Below are 13,118 nucleotides of genomic sequence, written 5' to 3'. Positions count from 1 at the left end.
TAGAACGTTGATAGGCAGGGTGTGTAAGCGCTGTGAGGCGTTGAGCTAACCTGTACTAATTGCCCGTGCGGCTTAACCATACAACACCCAAGAGGTTTTGGGTTGGACTCGAAATAAGCCAGTTGATTGTGGCGAGAACGAACAGCTTTCTAGATGACCAAATTTGCTTGGCGACCATAGCGCTTTGGACCCACCTGATTCCATGCCGAACTCAGTAGTGAAACGAAGCAGCGCCGATGGTAGTGTGGGGTCTCCCCATGTGAGAGTAGGACATCGCCAGGCTTGCTTTCTTGTTTTCAGATTTTTAAAAAAATCTAAAGACAAAAACGGATTTAATCATCAAAGCAATTAAGTGTAAGACTTTGATGAGACAGAATTGGTGCGGAGTGGTAGTTCAGTTGGTTAGAATACCGGCCTGTCACGCCGGGGGTCGCGGGTTCGAGTCCCGTCCACTCCGCCACTACTTAGAAGCCCTAGCTGAAAAGCTGGGTTTTTTTGTTGTTGGGCGACCAGACAGATCGCTTTATAAATAAGCGATTAAACGTCTGACCAGTAATTGATGGTGGTAATTTGTCGCGAGATCGCTACAATAGGCAACTATCTACAGGGGTATAGCTCCAACTGGCAGAGCAGCGGATTCCAAATCCGCGTGTTGGGGGTTCGAATCCCTCTACCCCTGCCAAATATTAAAGCATCGACATCGTCGGTGCTTTTTTTGTATGTGAACATGCAAACCACAAAAAATCGTGTTGGGGGCTGGGCCGCCAGTCCGATCGAATCCCTCTACCCCTGCCAAATATTAAAGCATCGACATTGTCGGTGCTTTTTTTATGTCTACTGTCTGTGGTAGTAACCGCGCCTTTCTTCCCTTTTTCTTCCTCCTGTTTCTTGTTCACATGTCGCGGTATGATGAGTTTTTACCAATCGAAAGGAGCACCCAGTGGTAAGCATATTGTGGGTAGGGCTTGGTGGCGCATTAGGGGCGTCCTCGCGTTTTTTAGTTTCAGAGTGGAGCGTCGCGGTGTTTGGTCGAGGATTCCCGTACGGCACCCTAATGGTTAATGTGCTGGGCTCATTAGCAATGGGCGTCTTTTTAGCGGCGATGAGCCAAGAGCTAATTGCCCCGGTCCCTTGGCGTCAACTGATTGCGATTGGCTTTTTAGGGGCTTTTACCACCTTCTCGACGTTCTCTGTCGATACCTTGATGCTGTTCCAACATGGAGAAACGGTGAAAGCCTTGCTAAATGTTGGTTTGAATCTCGCCTTATGCCTCGGAGCGGCAGCGATGGGGGCTTGGCTGTTGGGACGTATTACCGGGTAATAGAAAACATCGCGTACGTCGCTTGTTGTTGCGGCGGTGATTTCTTATACTGGCATTGAACTTGTCGGAGTGCCAATTGGCTGAGACCACATAAAGTGGGATCCGTTGAACCTGATCTGGTTAAGACCAGCGAAGGGAACAAGAGATGCTTCAGATCACAGACGCAACCCGTCTGCCAGTTTGCTCACATCTCAAATTCAGCGTTTTCCGGCAAGCATTAATTCCCATAATGAACACCGGAGTAATGCTATGTCGACCCGTAAACAGGCCCGCCTTGAGGCCAAATCCTTTATCGATTCCCTTTCTGCGCAAACCTACCCCAACTCGGAAAAAGTCTATGTCGAGGGCTCGCGACCTGACATTCGCGTCGGGATGCGCGAGATCCATCTTTCCCCCACCTTTGTGGGCGGCAGCAAAGAAAAGCCTCAGTATGAAGACAATGAGTCCATTCGGGTTTATGACACATCAGGGCCTTATACCGACCCACAGAGTACTATCGATATTTACCAAGGCTTAGCGCCAGTGCGAAAAGCCTGGATCGATGAACGTGCCGATACGGAGTTTCTTGATGCGGTGAGCTCTGACTATGCCCAAACCCGCCTCAGTGATGAAACCTTGGATGAACTTCGCTTTAGTGCCTTACCATCTATCCGCCGCGCGAAACCTAATCAGTGTGTGACTCAACTGCATTACGCACGCCAAGGCATCATTACCCCAGAAATGGAATTTATCGCCATTCGCGAAAATATGGGGCGTCAGCAGTATCGTGAAGAGCAGCTGAACCGCCAGCATCCCGGGGAAAGCTTTGGTGCGCATTTGCCATCACAAATCACCCCCGAATTTGTGCGCCAAGAGATCGCCGAAGGGCGGGCGATTATTCCGGCTAACATTAATCACCCAGAAGCGGAGCCGATGATCATCGGGCGTAACTTCCTGGTGAAAGTGAATGCCAATATTGGTAACTCAGCGGTGAGCTCCTCAATAGAGGAAGAAACTGAAAAATTGGTATGGTCGACTCGTTGGGGTGCGGATACGGTGATGGATTTATCGACGGGCCGCAATATTCACGAAACCCGCGAGTGGATTTTACGTAATAGCCCAGTCCCGATTGGCACTGTGCCTATGTATCAGGCGCTTGAGAAAGTGAACGGCATTGCCGAAGACCTGACCTGGGAAGTCATGCGCGATACCTTGATAGAGCAAGCCGAGCAAGGGGTCGACTACTTTACCATTCACGCTGGGGTGCGTTTGCACTATGTGCCCATGACCGCCAATCGCGTGACTGGGATTGTCTCGCGCGGTGGATCGATTATCGCCAAATGGTGCTTGGCGCATCATCAAGAAAGTTTCCTGTATACCCATTTTCGCGAAATCTGCGAAATCTGTGCCGCTTACGACGTGTCTTTGTCGTTGGGCGATGGGCTGCGTCCCGGCTCAGTGGCAGACGCGAACGACGAAGCGCAATTCAGTGAGCTACGTACCCTGGGCGAGCTCACCAAGGTGGCATGGGAATACGATGTGCAGGTGATGATTGAAGGCCCTGGCCACGTGCCCATGCATATGATCAAAGAGAACATGGACGAGCAGCTCACCCATTGCCATGAAGCGCCTTTCTATACTCTCGGCCCGCTAACCACCGACATTGCTCCCGGTTACGATCATATTACCTCCGGCATTGGTGCGGCGATGATTGGCTGGTTTGGGTGTGCGATGCTCTGTTATGTCACGCCCAAAGAACATCTGGGTCTGCCCAATAAGGAGGATGTTAAAATTGGGCTTATCACCTACAAGCTTTGCGCGCATGCTGCGGACTTAGCTAAAGGACACCCGGGGGCGCAGGTACGAGATAACGCCATTTCCAAAGCGCGCTTTGAATTCCGCTGGGAAGATCAGTTCAACCTTGCTTTAGATCCGGTGACGGCGCGTGCTTATCACGATGAAACCCTGCCTCAAGAGTCGGGCAAGGTCGCGCATTTTTGCTCCATGTGTGGGCCAAAATTCTGCTCCATGAAAATCAGCCAGGAAGTCCGGGACTACGCCAAAGAAAACGGCTATGCCGCCGCGGGTCAAGCGATTGATGTCGCTATGCTGGAAGACCCGTTAGCAGGCATGCAGCAAAAATCGCAAGAATTCCGAGAAAAGGGCAGTGAGCTCTACCTGCAAAAATCCCATCTTCAGCCACAACACGGTACTGAGGTGGAAGACAGCGACAAGGTGGGATCATGAGTTTAACTCCGTTTGCGCCTATGTCTGAAGGTATAGGCCCATTATATCCGGTGGTGGACGATGTGGATTTGCTCGAACGCTTGCTTTGCTTGGGGGTGAAAACCGTGCAACTGCGTGTGAAGCAGCCGGGGCATCCACAATTGCTAGATTGGGTACAGCGCGCGGTGGCATTAGGGCGCGCGCACCATGCGCAGGTGTTTATCAACGATCACTGGCTGCTCGCGCTTGAGGCTGGTGCCTATGGCGTTCATCTGGGGCAGCAAGACTTACAAGAGGCGGATCTTGACCGGCTTGCCCGTCAAGGGCTGCGTCTCGGTGTGTCGACGCGCAGTCCAGAACAGCTCGCTGCAGCGGTTGAACTCACGCCAAGCTATCTCGCCATCGGCCATATTTTTCCCACCACCACCAAACAGCTCGCCGAACCACCGCAAGGTATTTCAGCGTTAGCGCAGCAGGTGGCGACTGTGGAGGGCCGCTTCCCGACGGTGGCGATTGGCGGTATTGATCTCGACCGAGCCCCTGACGTTTGGCGCACCGGCGTAGACGCCATTGCGGTGGTCCGTGCCGTGACGCAAGCGCCTGATTTAGCGGCGCGCATTGACGCGTTTAATCGCTGTCTTAATCCATCAAGACAGCAAGGAGGGCGTGATGCTATCGGACAGTGAATACCTGCGTTATAGCCGGCAAATCATGCTGCCAGAAGTCGGAGAGTGCGGGCAGCAGGCACTTAGCAAGGCGCGCGTGTTAATGGTCGGTGCCGGTGGGCTTGGAACCACCGCGGGCCTCTATCTTGCAGGCGCTGGCGTGGGTCAGTTAGCGATTGCTGACTCGGACCACGTTGAGCTATCTAATTTGGCGCGTCAGGTGGCGTATCGGGATGAGCAAATCGGCACCGATAAAGCCGCAGCGCTAGCCGCTAACTTGGTCGCGCTGAATCCTCATTGCCACTGCCGAGCCATCAATGCCTATCTTGAGGGTGAACGTCTGGCGCTTGAAGTGGCGATGGCGGATGTGGTCCTTGATTGCAGTGATAATCTCGCTACTCGCCATGCAGTCAATCAAGCCTGTGTAGAGGCTGGTACACCCTTGGTGAGCGCAGCCGCGATTGGCTGGCAAGGCCAGTTATTGGTTTATCAACCGCATAGCGCATGTTATGCGTGCGCCTTTGCGGACGTGACGCCCTCTGAACCCACGCGCTGTGCTGAGGCTGGGGTAATGGGACCTGTGGTCGGCATGATGGCCACTGCGCAAGCGCTTGAAGGGATAAAATTATTATTAGGGCAAGCGGTCGGTACCAATCGCTTGTCACGACTGGATGGTCAAACCATGACATGGCAGCACTTTTCGCTGCCTGTTCATCCGCTCTGTGCGGTTTGTCAGCCAACGCGGGAGGTAAGTGATGCAGTTAATCATTAATGACGCACCCACAGAGGTCAATGCCACGACCGTCACGCAATTGATTGAGGAGATGAAGGTGCCGGCCGAATCAGTCGCGGTCGCGCTAAATCAGACCATTATTGCGCGCGATGCTTGGTCATCCACGTCACTTGCCGCTGGCGATAGCTTGGCGGTCTTTCAAGCGATTGCCGGAGGATAATTATGTTAACCATTGCGGATACGACGTTTTCATCTCGGCTGTTAACCGGTACGGGCAAGTTTGCCAGTCGCAAGATCATGGCCGAATCACTGGCGGCCAGTGGTACTGAGCTGGTCACCATGGCGCTAAGGCGAGTCGATGTGCATGCCACACAAGACGATATTTTAACCCCGCTGCGTGAACTAGGTGTGCGCCTGCTGCCCAATACCTCGGGGGCGAAAAATGCGCAAGAAGCGGTCTTTGCCGCGCGTCTTGCCCGAGAAGCATTGGGAACGCACTGGGTGAAGCTGGAAATTCACCCCGACCCTAAGTATCTGATGCCTGATCCGATTGAAACCCTTCAAGCGGCGAAAACGCTTGTAGATGAGGGGTTTGTGGTGCTGCCATATTGTCATGCCGATCCTGTGCTGTGTAAGCGTTTGGAAGAGGTGGGGTGCGCGGCGGTGATGCCCCTTGGCTCACCGATTGGCTCCAACCAAGGACTGGCCTCAATGGCGTTTCTCGACATCATTATTGAGCAAGCTCGCGTGCCGGTGATCATTGATGCCGGCATTGGTGCACCGTCAGATGCGGCGTTAGCGATGGAGCGCGGTGCTGATGCAGTGTTGGTGAACACCGCCATTGCCACGGCTGGCGATCCGACTGCTATGGGCGCGGCGTTTAAACAAGCGGTTGAAGCAGGACGCTGCGCGTATCGCGCTGGGCTGGCGGGCACACACAATCATGCCCACGCTTCTAGCCCCTTAACTGCGTTTCTTGACGCTAAGGAGGCGTGATGAGCTTTTCTGAGCGGTGGGCGGCACTCGATTGGGATCATCATCGCCTTTCGATTTACAGCAAAACGCGCCAAGATGTCGAGCGGGCGCTGGCTAAATCCTCGCGCAATTTGGACGATTTCGCTGCCCTGATCAGCCCAGCAGCTGAAGCCTATCTTGAGGCCATGGCTCAGCAATCTGCGGCGCTGACGCGGCAGCGTTTTGGCTACGCCATGGGGTTTTATATTCCGCTGTATCTCTCCAATTTGTGCGCCAACGTGTGTACCTATTGCGGTTTTTCGATGGAAAACCGAATCAAACGGCGCACGCTGGATGAAGCTGAGATCGCCGCCGAGTGTGAAGCGATCAAAAAAATGGGCTTTGACAGTGTGCTCTTGGTGACCGGTGAGCATGAAACCAAGGTAGGGCTCGAGTATTTTCTCCGCGCCTTACCGGTGGTGAAGCGATACTTTCATCATGTGGCGATGGAGGTGCAGCCGCTGGATACCGACGCGTATCGCGCCTTGGTGGCACAGGGTGTGGATGCGGTGATGGTTTACCAAGAAACCTACCACGCTCCAACTTATGGGGAACATCACAAGCGCGGCAATAAAACCGACTTTCACTACCGGCTGCAAACTCCAGACCGATTGGCGCAGGCAGGGGTCGATAAGATTGGTCTCGGCGCCTTGATTGGCCTTGAGGACTGGCGGACCGACAGCTTTTTTACCGCCCAGCATCTCGATTATCTGGAAAAGCAATACTGGCAAAGCCGCTATTCGCTATCTTTTCCGCGCTTACGTCCTTGCGCGGGGGCGTTACAGCCGAAATCGGTGATGACGGATAAGCAGCTGGTTCAGTTGATTTGTGCCTATCGGTTGTGGAATCCGCAGGTAGAGCTGTCGCTATCGACACGGGAGTCACCTCACTTTCGCGACAATGTGTTGCCGCTTGGTGTCACGAGTCTATCCGCGGCGTCAAAAACTCAACCGGGCGGTTATGCCAACCCTGAGCCACAATTGGAGCAGTTTGCCATCAGTGATGAACGTAGCGCGGCAGAGGTGGCCGCCAGCGTCCGTGCGCTCGGCTTCGAAGTGGTATGGAAAGATTGGGATAACATCTACGATATCGCGCGTCAGGTGCAAATGGCTTCACAAACGGCAGCGGGTTAGCGACAATGCGGGCATGAAACGTATTACTGTATATGTGGGCCCGCGCTGTCCTCACTGTGAGGCGGCCAAAGCTTACTTGGATAAAAAAGGGCTGCGTTATCGTGTCGTCGATACGGCCACGCCCAAAGGCAAGAAGCTGCTGGCGGCAACAGGCTCGCGGGGTGTCCCGGTGATTTGTATTGGCGATACCACCTTGCGCGGCTTTTCGCCCAAAGCGGTCGAGAAAGCCCTGAAAGGGGAATAAAAAAAGCGTCCAATCGGACGCTTTTTGTTTTTTTATACTTAGTGAAGAGGCGACTTAACGGCTTAGCGGCGCGGTCGCTTGTTTTAACCAAGCTTGGTCTTGATCATCTAAAGATGGGCTAACTTCATCCCACACGGTTTGATGATAGCGATTCCACCACTGGATTTCCGCCTCGCTGAGCAAGCTCACATCGACCAAACGACGATCGATAGGCGCACGCGTGAGTGAGGCAAACCCGAGCATCGTCATGTCGCCCTCGGTGTGCTTTTCTTCAATCAACTCGAGGTTTTCAATCCGGATCCCAAACGCCTCGGCGCGATAGTAGCCCGGCTCGTTTGACACCACCATGCCCGGCAATAGCGCAACACTGTTGGGCGCTTTGGAAATGCGCTGTGGCCCTTCGTGCACATCCAAGAAATGCCCGACACCGTGACCGGTGCCATGGTCAAAATCATAGCCGTGTTGCCACAAATACTGGCGTGCTAAGGCATCAAGCTGGCTGCCTGAGGTGCCTTTCGGGAACAGCGCAGTGGCCAGCGCAATATGCCCTTTAAGCACCAGCGTGAAGGCCTTTTTGATCTCAGCGCTGCATTCGCCCACCGGCACGGTACGGGTAATGTCGGTGGTGCCGTCATAGTATTGGCCGCCTGAGTCCACCAAGTAGACGTTGTTGCTCTCAATCACGCTCGGTTTGGGCTGATTGTTGTGGTTATAGTGACACATGGCCGCATTGCCACCGGCGGCGGAAATGGTATCAAAGCTTAAGTCGACCAGTTGATCGTCTTGTTGGCGGAATTGATACAGGGTGTCTGCGAGCACAGCTTCATCAGGGCGTTCACCGGCGTCGACTTGACGGTCAAACCACGCCAAAAAGCGAGTCACGGCAACACCATCGCGCACGTGGCAGGCTTGCATACCGGCGATTTCTTGCGGGTTCTTGGCCGCCTTTTCAAGCGCACATGGGTCTTGCGCTTCCACCACGGTGACTTGCGCTTGTTGGAGCGTGTCCAGTGTCCACGCATTGGCACCGTTTGGGTCGACCAATACACGTTGACCACTCAGCGCTTGCAGGGCATCAACCAGGCTATCAGGGTGCGCGACGCTCACTCCTTGGCCCACGTGTGCATCAAAGCCGTCGGGGAGACGGTCAGGGTCGATAAACACGGTGACGTCACCGGATTGCTTGATAATCGCTTGGGTCAGTACCACGGGCAAACGTGGGATATCGCGACCACGGATATTGAGCAGCCAACAGACGGCATCGGGTTGAGTGAGTACCGCGGCATCAAGGTTCTGATCGGCTAACTGCTGGCCAATGGTTTGACGCTTATCTAAGCTGGCGCGGCCGGTTTTCTCTTCACCCAGTAAAATGGCAGGGCTATTAAGCGGGGCGGGGCGATCGTCCCATAAGCTTTCAATCGGGTTTTGCTCAACACTCACCAGTGTCAAAGCCCCATCCAGCGCGCGTTGGGTGCGTTTGTACCAAGCGACGCTATGCATGCGAGCGTCGATAGCCAGCTTGGCACCCTTGGGCAATTGTTGCTGGGCCCATTGCACCGGTGGCTCATCAATCAGGTGGCAGTAGTCAAACAGGCCGGCGGGGACTTGCTTACGGACTTGAACCACATAGCGGCCATCAACAAAAATCGCTGCCTTGTCGCGGGTGATCACCGCCGCCCCTGCGGAGCCGGTAAAGCCGGTTGCCCAGTGGAGGCGTTCGTTGTGCTCGGGCACATACTCACCGAGATATTCGTCTTCGTGGGGGATGAGTAGGGCGTCATAATCGTGTTGAGCCAGCCAGTGTCTTAGCTGCTCAACACGCTTGGTAAGGGTCGCGTCCATTATTCTTCCTTCTTTGTATGGGGTGAACTTGCCATGTTCGGCCACGCGTAAAAAACCAGTGGATTAGACCCTAGCGCGATGGGCGATAGGCTGCAATTTTGCCGGGCTAAACTGCTGACAGCGCGAAATAATTAAATCTTTCAGCCATTGGTGCCCCGGGTCATTTTCTTGATTTTGATGCCAAAACAAGGTGTACGCCATCGGCGGTATTGGCGTCGGTAACGGCCGTACCACCAAATTGAGCGACGCGGCAATATAATGCGCAAAATGGCTTGGTGAGGTAAACACCAGGTCGGTATAGGTACACAGGCTCGCCGCACTGTTAAAATCAGGCACGTACATGGCAATGTCACGCTCAATATTACGCTCTGCCAGTTTATAGTCCAACAACCAGCGATCATTTCCATCACATTTCACCTGTACATGTCGCAGTCCAAGGTAACGCGCTTCATCCCATGGGCCCTTGAGTGCGGGGTGATCGGCGCGCATCAAGACACACTGGTGATCTTGGCAAAGCTCTTGGTAGCGCACACCCTTGGGCGGCATCATGGTCAGCATGGCATCGGCGGGGTTTAAATCTTTTCCGGTAATACCAAAGTCGATATTGCCACGGGCGAGACCATCAAAAGTGGTTTGATCCCAAGCGGCGGTATTGAGGGTGATCGATGGGGCGGCCTCTAACATGTCGCCAATAAATTGGGGCAGCAGTAATGGGTAGGCGCTTTCTACGAGCGCAAAGCGAAAACAGCGATCACTTAAGTGTGGCTGAAAATGGTCAGGTTCGGTCATCGCCGCGATATCATTGAGCAAAGCGCGTAATTTAGGTTGCAAGGTTTGTGCACGAACCGTGGGTTTTAAGCCGTGGGCGGCTCGAGTAAAAAGCGGATCGTTAAATTGCGATCTTAGCCGGGCCAGATTTTTACTCACCGCCGATTGACTTAAATGCAGGCGTTTGGCTGTGCCCGTGACATTGCACTCTTCTAAAAGTACATGCAAACACACCAATAAATTGAGGTCGGTACGTTGCAGTTGGTCCAAACCCATCTTTGGTATTCTCCTTAGGAATAACTGCTTTTACTATAAACCATTATGGTTCATATCCTGAAGCCACTATACTGCGTGCCTGTATAGAGGAGTAACCAATGACGCACACTGATTCACCGACATCAAATCGCTTACTGGTCGCCTTAATGGTGTTACTGGTGCTATTTAGCCCCATGGCGATTGATATTTACCTACCGGCACTATCGCATATGGCGGGTGACTTTAATGTGAGTCCCACTTTGGCTCAAGACACTGTGACCTGGTTTATGTTTAGCTTAGGTCTTGGTCAGCTGTTTGCGGGGCCGTTGGCCGATCGCTTTGGCCGTAAGCCTGTGGCTATTATTGGTATTTCGCTTTATGGCCTTAGCTCTTTGATGGCGTGGCTCGCCACCTCGATGGATATGATGCTGGTGGCGCGTTTGCTGCAAGGGTTTGGCGCGTGTGCAACCTCCGTGTGTGCCTTTGCCGCTGTCCGCGATCGTTTTGGTGCCGAACGCAGTGGCCATATGATTAGCTACTTAAATGGCGCGATTTGTTTTGTGCCGGCTCTAGCGCCTCTACTTGGTAGTTGGTTAACCCAGGTGTTTGACTGGCGTGCTAACTTCACTTTTATGCTCGGTTATGCGGTATTAGGGTTGGTGCTGGTTATCGTCTTTTTGCCCGAAACCCGACCATCGCATACTGATACCTCGGGCCGCCTATTCAGCTTACGCCGTTATTGGCAGGTGCTGCGTGTACCAACATTTACTTATCACATAACTCTTTGCATGTTGGCGATGGCGGTGATCCTCGCTTATGTCACCTCCGCACCTGTGCTGTTGATGGACAGATACGGTATCTCCATGAACAGTTTCACCTTTTGGTTTGGCGCCAATGCGGCGTTAAATATTGCTGCGGCAATGTTGGGGCCGCGTTATATGCAAAAGTTTGGTAGCCGCCGGGCATTAAATATTGGCCTTATGATGCTGGTAGGATCGGGCGGGTTGATGTTGGCGCTCAGCCACATCGCTGCACCTTGGGCCTTTATGTTGCCGATCTTTACCTCATCATTTGGCTTTGCTTGGGTGTTAGGCGCGTCAGCTGGAGCAGCATTAGCGCCGTTTTCGGACCGCGCGGGCACGGCCGCGGCATTGCTCGGGTTATTCCAAATGAGCGGAGCTGGGCTACTCGTGAGCTTAACCCAGCGTCTAGGCTTATCGGCCAGTGATTTGATGACGGTGCATATGTGGTTATTAGTGCCGGGTCTGATTATTTTATGGTCACCGAAAGGTAAGCAATGGCATGCCAAAGTGGTAAAAAGCTAAATAATCAATAAAACAACGTCTCAGTTGGCAAACAATAATAAGACGTGCAAAACGCAGGGGTCTCGACAACCCATCATCCTTTTGCGCTGGCCTCGGCCAGCGTTTTTTTATTTTGCTAAACGTGCGTGGTTCAGAGTATATTTACTAAGCAAATCGAATTAACGCTCATTCCTTTTCGTTTTATATCCAAAGGTCAGTTATACACTATGTCATTATCGACAATCGAAATGGCGCGCGTCCTTGAACAACTTGAGGAATCGCCGGAAAAAATCATGTTTGGTAAATTATTGGTAGAGCTAGGCAGCCAAAGTGAAGAGCGTGTCCGTAGCGCCGCCCATCAAGTGCCGCTCAAATATTTACGCGAGCTGGTTTATCAATTTAATCACGTGATTGAAGATCGTCGTGCTGAGCGTATCGAGGAAATCACCCAAGGTTTGGAGCAAGATGGCCTGTCGGCTGACGAGCTATACCAATATATGATCCAGCGTAAGATGGGTTAATGCCGATTGACGCCGTGCAACGGGCGCCGTGCAACGGGCGCCGATCATTGTGAGCGGCATTGGCAACCCTTAAGCAATACAGATTACGCGCTCGCGGCAGGTTGTTTGCGCTTTTTCGGGGTACGCTGTTGGATCAGTAACCCCACTACAATAAAACTTAGCCCAACCAAGGTACTGATATGAATTGTCTCGCCAATAATGGTGGCCAGTAACACCAAGGAGATAAAAGGCGAAATAAAAATCAGATTACTGATCCGAGAGGTGTTCTGGGTATATTTCATCGCGTTCAGCCACAGCATAAAGGTTATTCCCATTTCGAATAGCCCGACATAACCGACTGCCAGCCATCCTTGCCAAGGGATCCCTTCCCAAGTACTTGTTAATCCTGCTAATAGCAAAGATACAGGCAGTGACAGAATAAAACAGAGCAAAATGCCGAGCACAGGATCAGCGCGATTTTTAGTATTAAGGACCCAAAAACCTGCCCACAATAACGTTGAGAGTAACGCCAAACCAATGCCAAGCGGGCTATCGAACTGGAGCGATAAAAGCTGGCCTTTGGTAGCGATCACAACCACGCCAAAATAGCCCAACGCCGCCGCAATCCAATCTTGACGACGAATCGTTTGGCCTAAAAACAATGCCGCCAATAATGTCAGAGTGATAGCCCAGCTGTAATTTAAAGGCTGGGCTAATGAAGCGGGTAACAGATCGTAAGCTTTAAAAAGCACCAAGTAGTAAATGAATGGATTAATCATCCCCAACACGCAATAGTAACCAGGCCGACGCCGAAAAGTCGGCCACAGCGCGTGAAGCTTTCCTTGCACGGCGGCAATCACGGTTAAAATTACTACCGACACTAAGCTGGCCGCTGCCAGCATTTGAATCGGTGTCATGTAGCTCAGGGTGATTTTGAATGCGGTTGCAACCGTTGACCATAGCAGTACAGCAGACAAGGCAAAGATCAGTGCCTTACGTTCGTTATGCATGTTGCCTCCTTGCCAATATGCCTGTCGTTCCAGGCAGTCTACGCCATTGTAACTAACTGAGATAGACTGGACATCTATCCAGTATCCCATTAGCCTTTGCTGATACCAATGACCGCACAATAGA

General features: G+C 52.6%; 13 protein-coding genes, 2 tRNA genes, 2 rRNA genes and 1 riboswitch. Of the genes, 14 read left to right on the top strand and 3 right to left on the bottom strand.

What is annotated here, in order from left to right; translation table 11 throughout:
* The 12 genes from BZG75_RS05545 to BZG75_RS05490 all read left to right on the top strand — a co-directional run.
* Positions 1 to 80, top strand: a 23S ribosomal RNA gene (locus BZG75_RS05545); the annotation flags it as partial.
* A gap of 86 nt (positions 81 to 166) precedes the next feature.
* Positions 167 to 282 (top strand): 5S ribosomal RNA (rrf, locus tag BZG75_RS05540).
* 101 nt (positions 283 to 383) lie between these two features.
* Positions 384 to 460: transfer RNA gene (locus tag BZG75_RS05535), tRNA-Asp, on the top strand.
* 145 nt (positions 461 to 605) lie between these two features.
* Positions 606 to 682, top strand: a tRNA-Trp gene (locus BZG75_RS05530).
* A 258-nt stretch (positions 683 to 940) separates the two neighbouring features.
* Positions 941 to 1,321 (top strand): fluoride efflux transporter CrcB, encoded by a 381-nt coding sequence (crcB, locus tag BZG75_RS05525; protein WP_021022180.1) that lies wholly within the window; start codon positions 941 to 943, stop codon positions 1,319 to 1,321.
* A 55-nt stretch (positions 1,322 to 1,376) separates the two neighbouring features.
* Positions 1,377 to 1,476, top strand: a riboswitch (TPP riboswitch).
* 94 nt (positions 1,477 to 1,570) lie between these two features.
* Positions 1,571 to 3,547 (top strand): phosphomethylpyrimidine synthase ThiC, encoded by a 1,977-nt coding sequence (gene thiC / locus BZG75_RS05520; RefSeq protein WP_077576412.1) that lies wholly within the window; start codon positions 1,571 to 1,573, stop codon positions 3,545 to 3,547.
* On the top strand, positions 3,544 to 4,212 hold the full coding sequence (thiE, locus tag BZG75_RS05515; RefSeq protein ID WP_077576411.1) for a thiamine phosphate synthase: 669 nt from the start codon (positions 3,544 to 3,546) through the stop codon (positions 4,210 to 4,212). Before thiC ends, thiE begins: the two co-directional genes overlap by 4 nt.
* Positions 4,196 to 4,963, top strand: a complete 768-nt coding sequence (locus tag BZG75_RS05510) for a HesA/MoeB/ThiF family protein (RefSeq protein ID WP_077576410.1) — start codon at positions 4,196 to 4,198, stop codon at positions 4,961 to 4,963. The genes thiE and BZG75_RS05510 overlap by 17 nt, the downstream gene beginning before the upstream one ends.
* Positions 4,947 to 5,144 carry a sulfur carrier protein ThiS gene (gene thiS / locus BZG75_RS05505; RefSeq protein ID WP_077576409.1) on the top strand — a complete coding sequence of 66 codons (198 nt, stop codon included), beginning with the start codon at positions 4,947 to 4,949 and terminating at the stop codon, positions 5,142 to 5,144. The genes BZG75_RS05510 and thiS overlap by 17 nt, the downstream gene beginning before the upstream one ends.
* Before the next feature lie 2 nt (positions 5,145 to 5,146).
* Positions 5,147 to 5,920 (top strand): thiazole synthase, encoded by a 774-nt coding sequence (locus tag BZG75_RS05500; protein ID WP_077576408.1) that lies wholly within the window; start codon positions 5,147 to 5,149, stop codon positions 5,918 to 5,920.
* Positions 5,920 to 7,071 (top strand): 2-iminoacetate synthase ThiH, encoded by a 1,152-nt coding sequence (thiH, locus tag BZG75_RS05495; RefSeq protein WP_077576407.1) that lies wholly within the window; start codon positions 5,920 to 5,922, stop codon positions 7,069 to 7,071. The genes BZG75_RS05500 and thiH overlap by 1 nt, the downstream gene beginning before the upstream one ends.
* Positions 7,072 to 7,084: 13 nt before the next feature.
* Positions 7,085 to 7,315, top strand: coding sequence for a glutaredoxin family protein (locus BZG75_RS05490; protein WP_069361819.1), 231 nt, complete (start codon positions 7,085 to 7,087; stop codon positions 7,313 to 7,315).
* 54 nt (positions 7,316 to 7,369) lie between these two features.
* On the opposite strand, the gene BZG75_RS05485 is transcribed toward BZG75_RS05490, so the two are convergent.
* Positions 7,370 to 9,157: an aminopeptidase P family protein gene (locus BZG75_RS05485; protein ID WP_077576406.1), complete on the bottom strand. Its 1,788-nt coding sequence runs from the start codon at positions 9,155 to 9,157 to the stop codon at positions 7,370 to 7,372.
* A 63-nt stretch (positions 9,158 to 9,220) separates the two neighbouring features.
* The gene (locus BZG75_RS05480) at positions 9,221 to 10,201 is read right to left on the bottom strand and encodes a LysR family transcriptional regulator (RefSeq protein WP_077576405.1); all 981 of its coding nucleotides are present in this window, start codon (positions 10,199 to 10,201) and stop codon (positions 9,221 to 9,223) included.
* 98 nt (positions 10,202 to 10,299) lie between these two features.
* On the opposite strand from BZG75_RS05480, the gene BZG75_RS05475 reads away from it, so the two are divergent.
* Complete coding sequence (locus BZG75_RS05475; RefSeq protein WP_077576404.1) at positions 10,300 to 11,505, top strand: multidrug effflux MFS transporter; 1,206 nt, start codon at positions 10,300 to 10,302, stop codon at positions 11,503 to 11,505.
* A gap of 206 nt (positions 11,506 to 11,711) precedes the next feature.
* The gene (gene tsrA / locus BZG75_RS05470; protein WP_021022191.1) at positions 11,712 to 12,005 is read left to right on the top strand and encodes an H-NS-like global regulator TsrA; all 294 of its coding nucleotides are present in this window, start codon (positions 11,712 to 11,714) and stop codon (positions 12,003 to 12,005) included.
* Positions 12,006 to 12,088: 83 nt separating this feature from the next.
* On the opposite strand, the gene BZG75_RS05465 is transcribed toward tsrA, so the two are convergent.
* Positions 12,089 to 12,994: a DMT family transporter gene (locus BZG75_RS05465; RefSeq protein ID WP_077576403.1), complete on the bottom strand. Its 906-nt coding sequence runs from the start codon at positions 12,992 to 12,994 to the stop codon at positions 12,089 to 12,091.
* Positions 12,995 to 13,118 lie beyond the last annotated feature (124 nt).

Origin of the sequence: Salinivibrio sp. AR640 (assembly GCF_001995405.1) — a bacterium.
Taxonomy (GTDB): Bacteria; Pseudomonadota; Gammaproteobacteria; order Enterobacterales; family Vibrionaceae; genus Salinivibrio; species Salinivibrio costicola.
Note: the sequence above shows the minus strand (reverse complement) of the source record. Positions and strands in the feature narration are given on the sequence as shown.

Coding starts and splice junctions, on each gene's coding strand:
- BZG75_RS05480 (WP_077576405.1), bottom strand. CDS start 10,201: ATGGGTTTGGACCAACTGCAACGTACCGACCTCAATTTATTGGTGTGT.
- tsrA (WP_021022191.1), top strand. CDS start 11,712: ATGTCATTATCGACAATCGAAATGGCGCGCGTCCTTGAACAACTTGAG.
- thiE (WP_077576411.1), top strand. CDS start 3,544: ATGAGTTTAACTCCGTTTGCGCCTATGTCTGAAGGTATAGGCCCATTA.
- thiS (WP_077576409.1), top strand. CDS start 4,947: ATGCAGTTAATCATTAATGACGCACCCACAGAGGTCAATGCCACGACC.
- BZG75_RS05465 (WP_077576403.1), bottom strand. CDS start 12,994: ATGCATAACGAACGTAAGGCACTGATCTTTGCCTTGTCTGCTGTACTG.
- thiC (WP_077576412.1), top strand. CDS start 1,571: ATGTCGACCCGTAAACAGGCCCGCCTTGAGGCCAAATCCTTTATCGAT.
- thiH (WP_077576407.1), top strand. CDS start 5,920: ATGAGCTTTTCTGAGCGGTGGGCGGCACTCGATTGGGATCATCATCGC.
- BZG75_RS05500 (WP_077576408.1), top strand. CDS start 5,147: ATGTTAACCATTGCGGATACGACGTTTTCATCTCGGCTGTTAACCGGT.
- BZG75_RS05510 (WP_077576410.1), top strand. CDS start 4,196: ATGCTATCGGACAGTGAATACCTGCGTTATAGCCGGCAAATCATGCTG.
- BZG75_RS05490 (WP_069361819.1), top strand. CDS start 7,085: ATGAAACGTATTACTGTATATGTGGGCCCGCGCTGTCCTCACTGTGAG.
- BZG75_RS05485 (WP_077576406.1), bottom strand. CDS start 9,157: ATGGACGCGACCCTTACCAAGCGTGTTGAGCAGCTAAGACACTGGCTG.
- BZG75_RS05475 (WP_077576404.1), top strand. CDS start 10,300: ATGACGCACACTGATTCACCGACATCAAATCGCTTACTGGTCGCCTTA.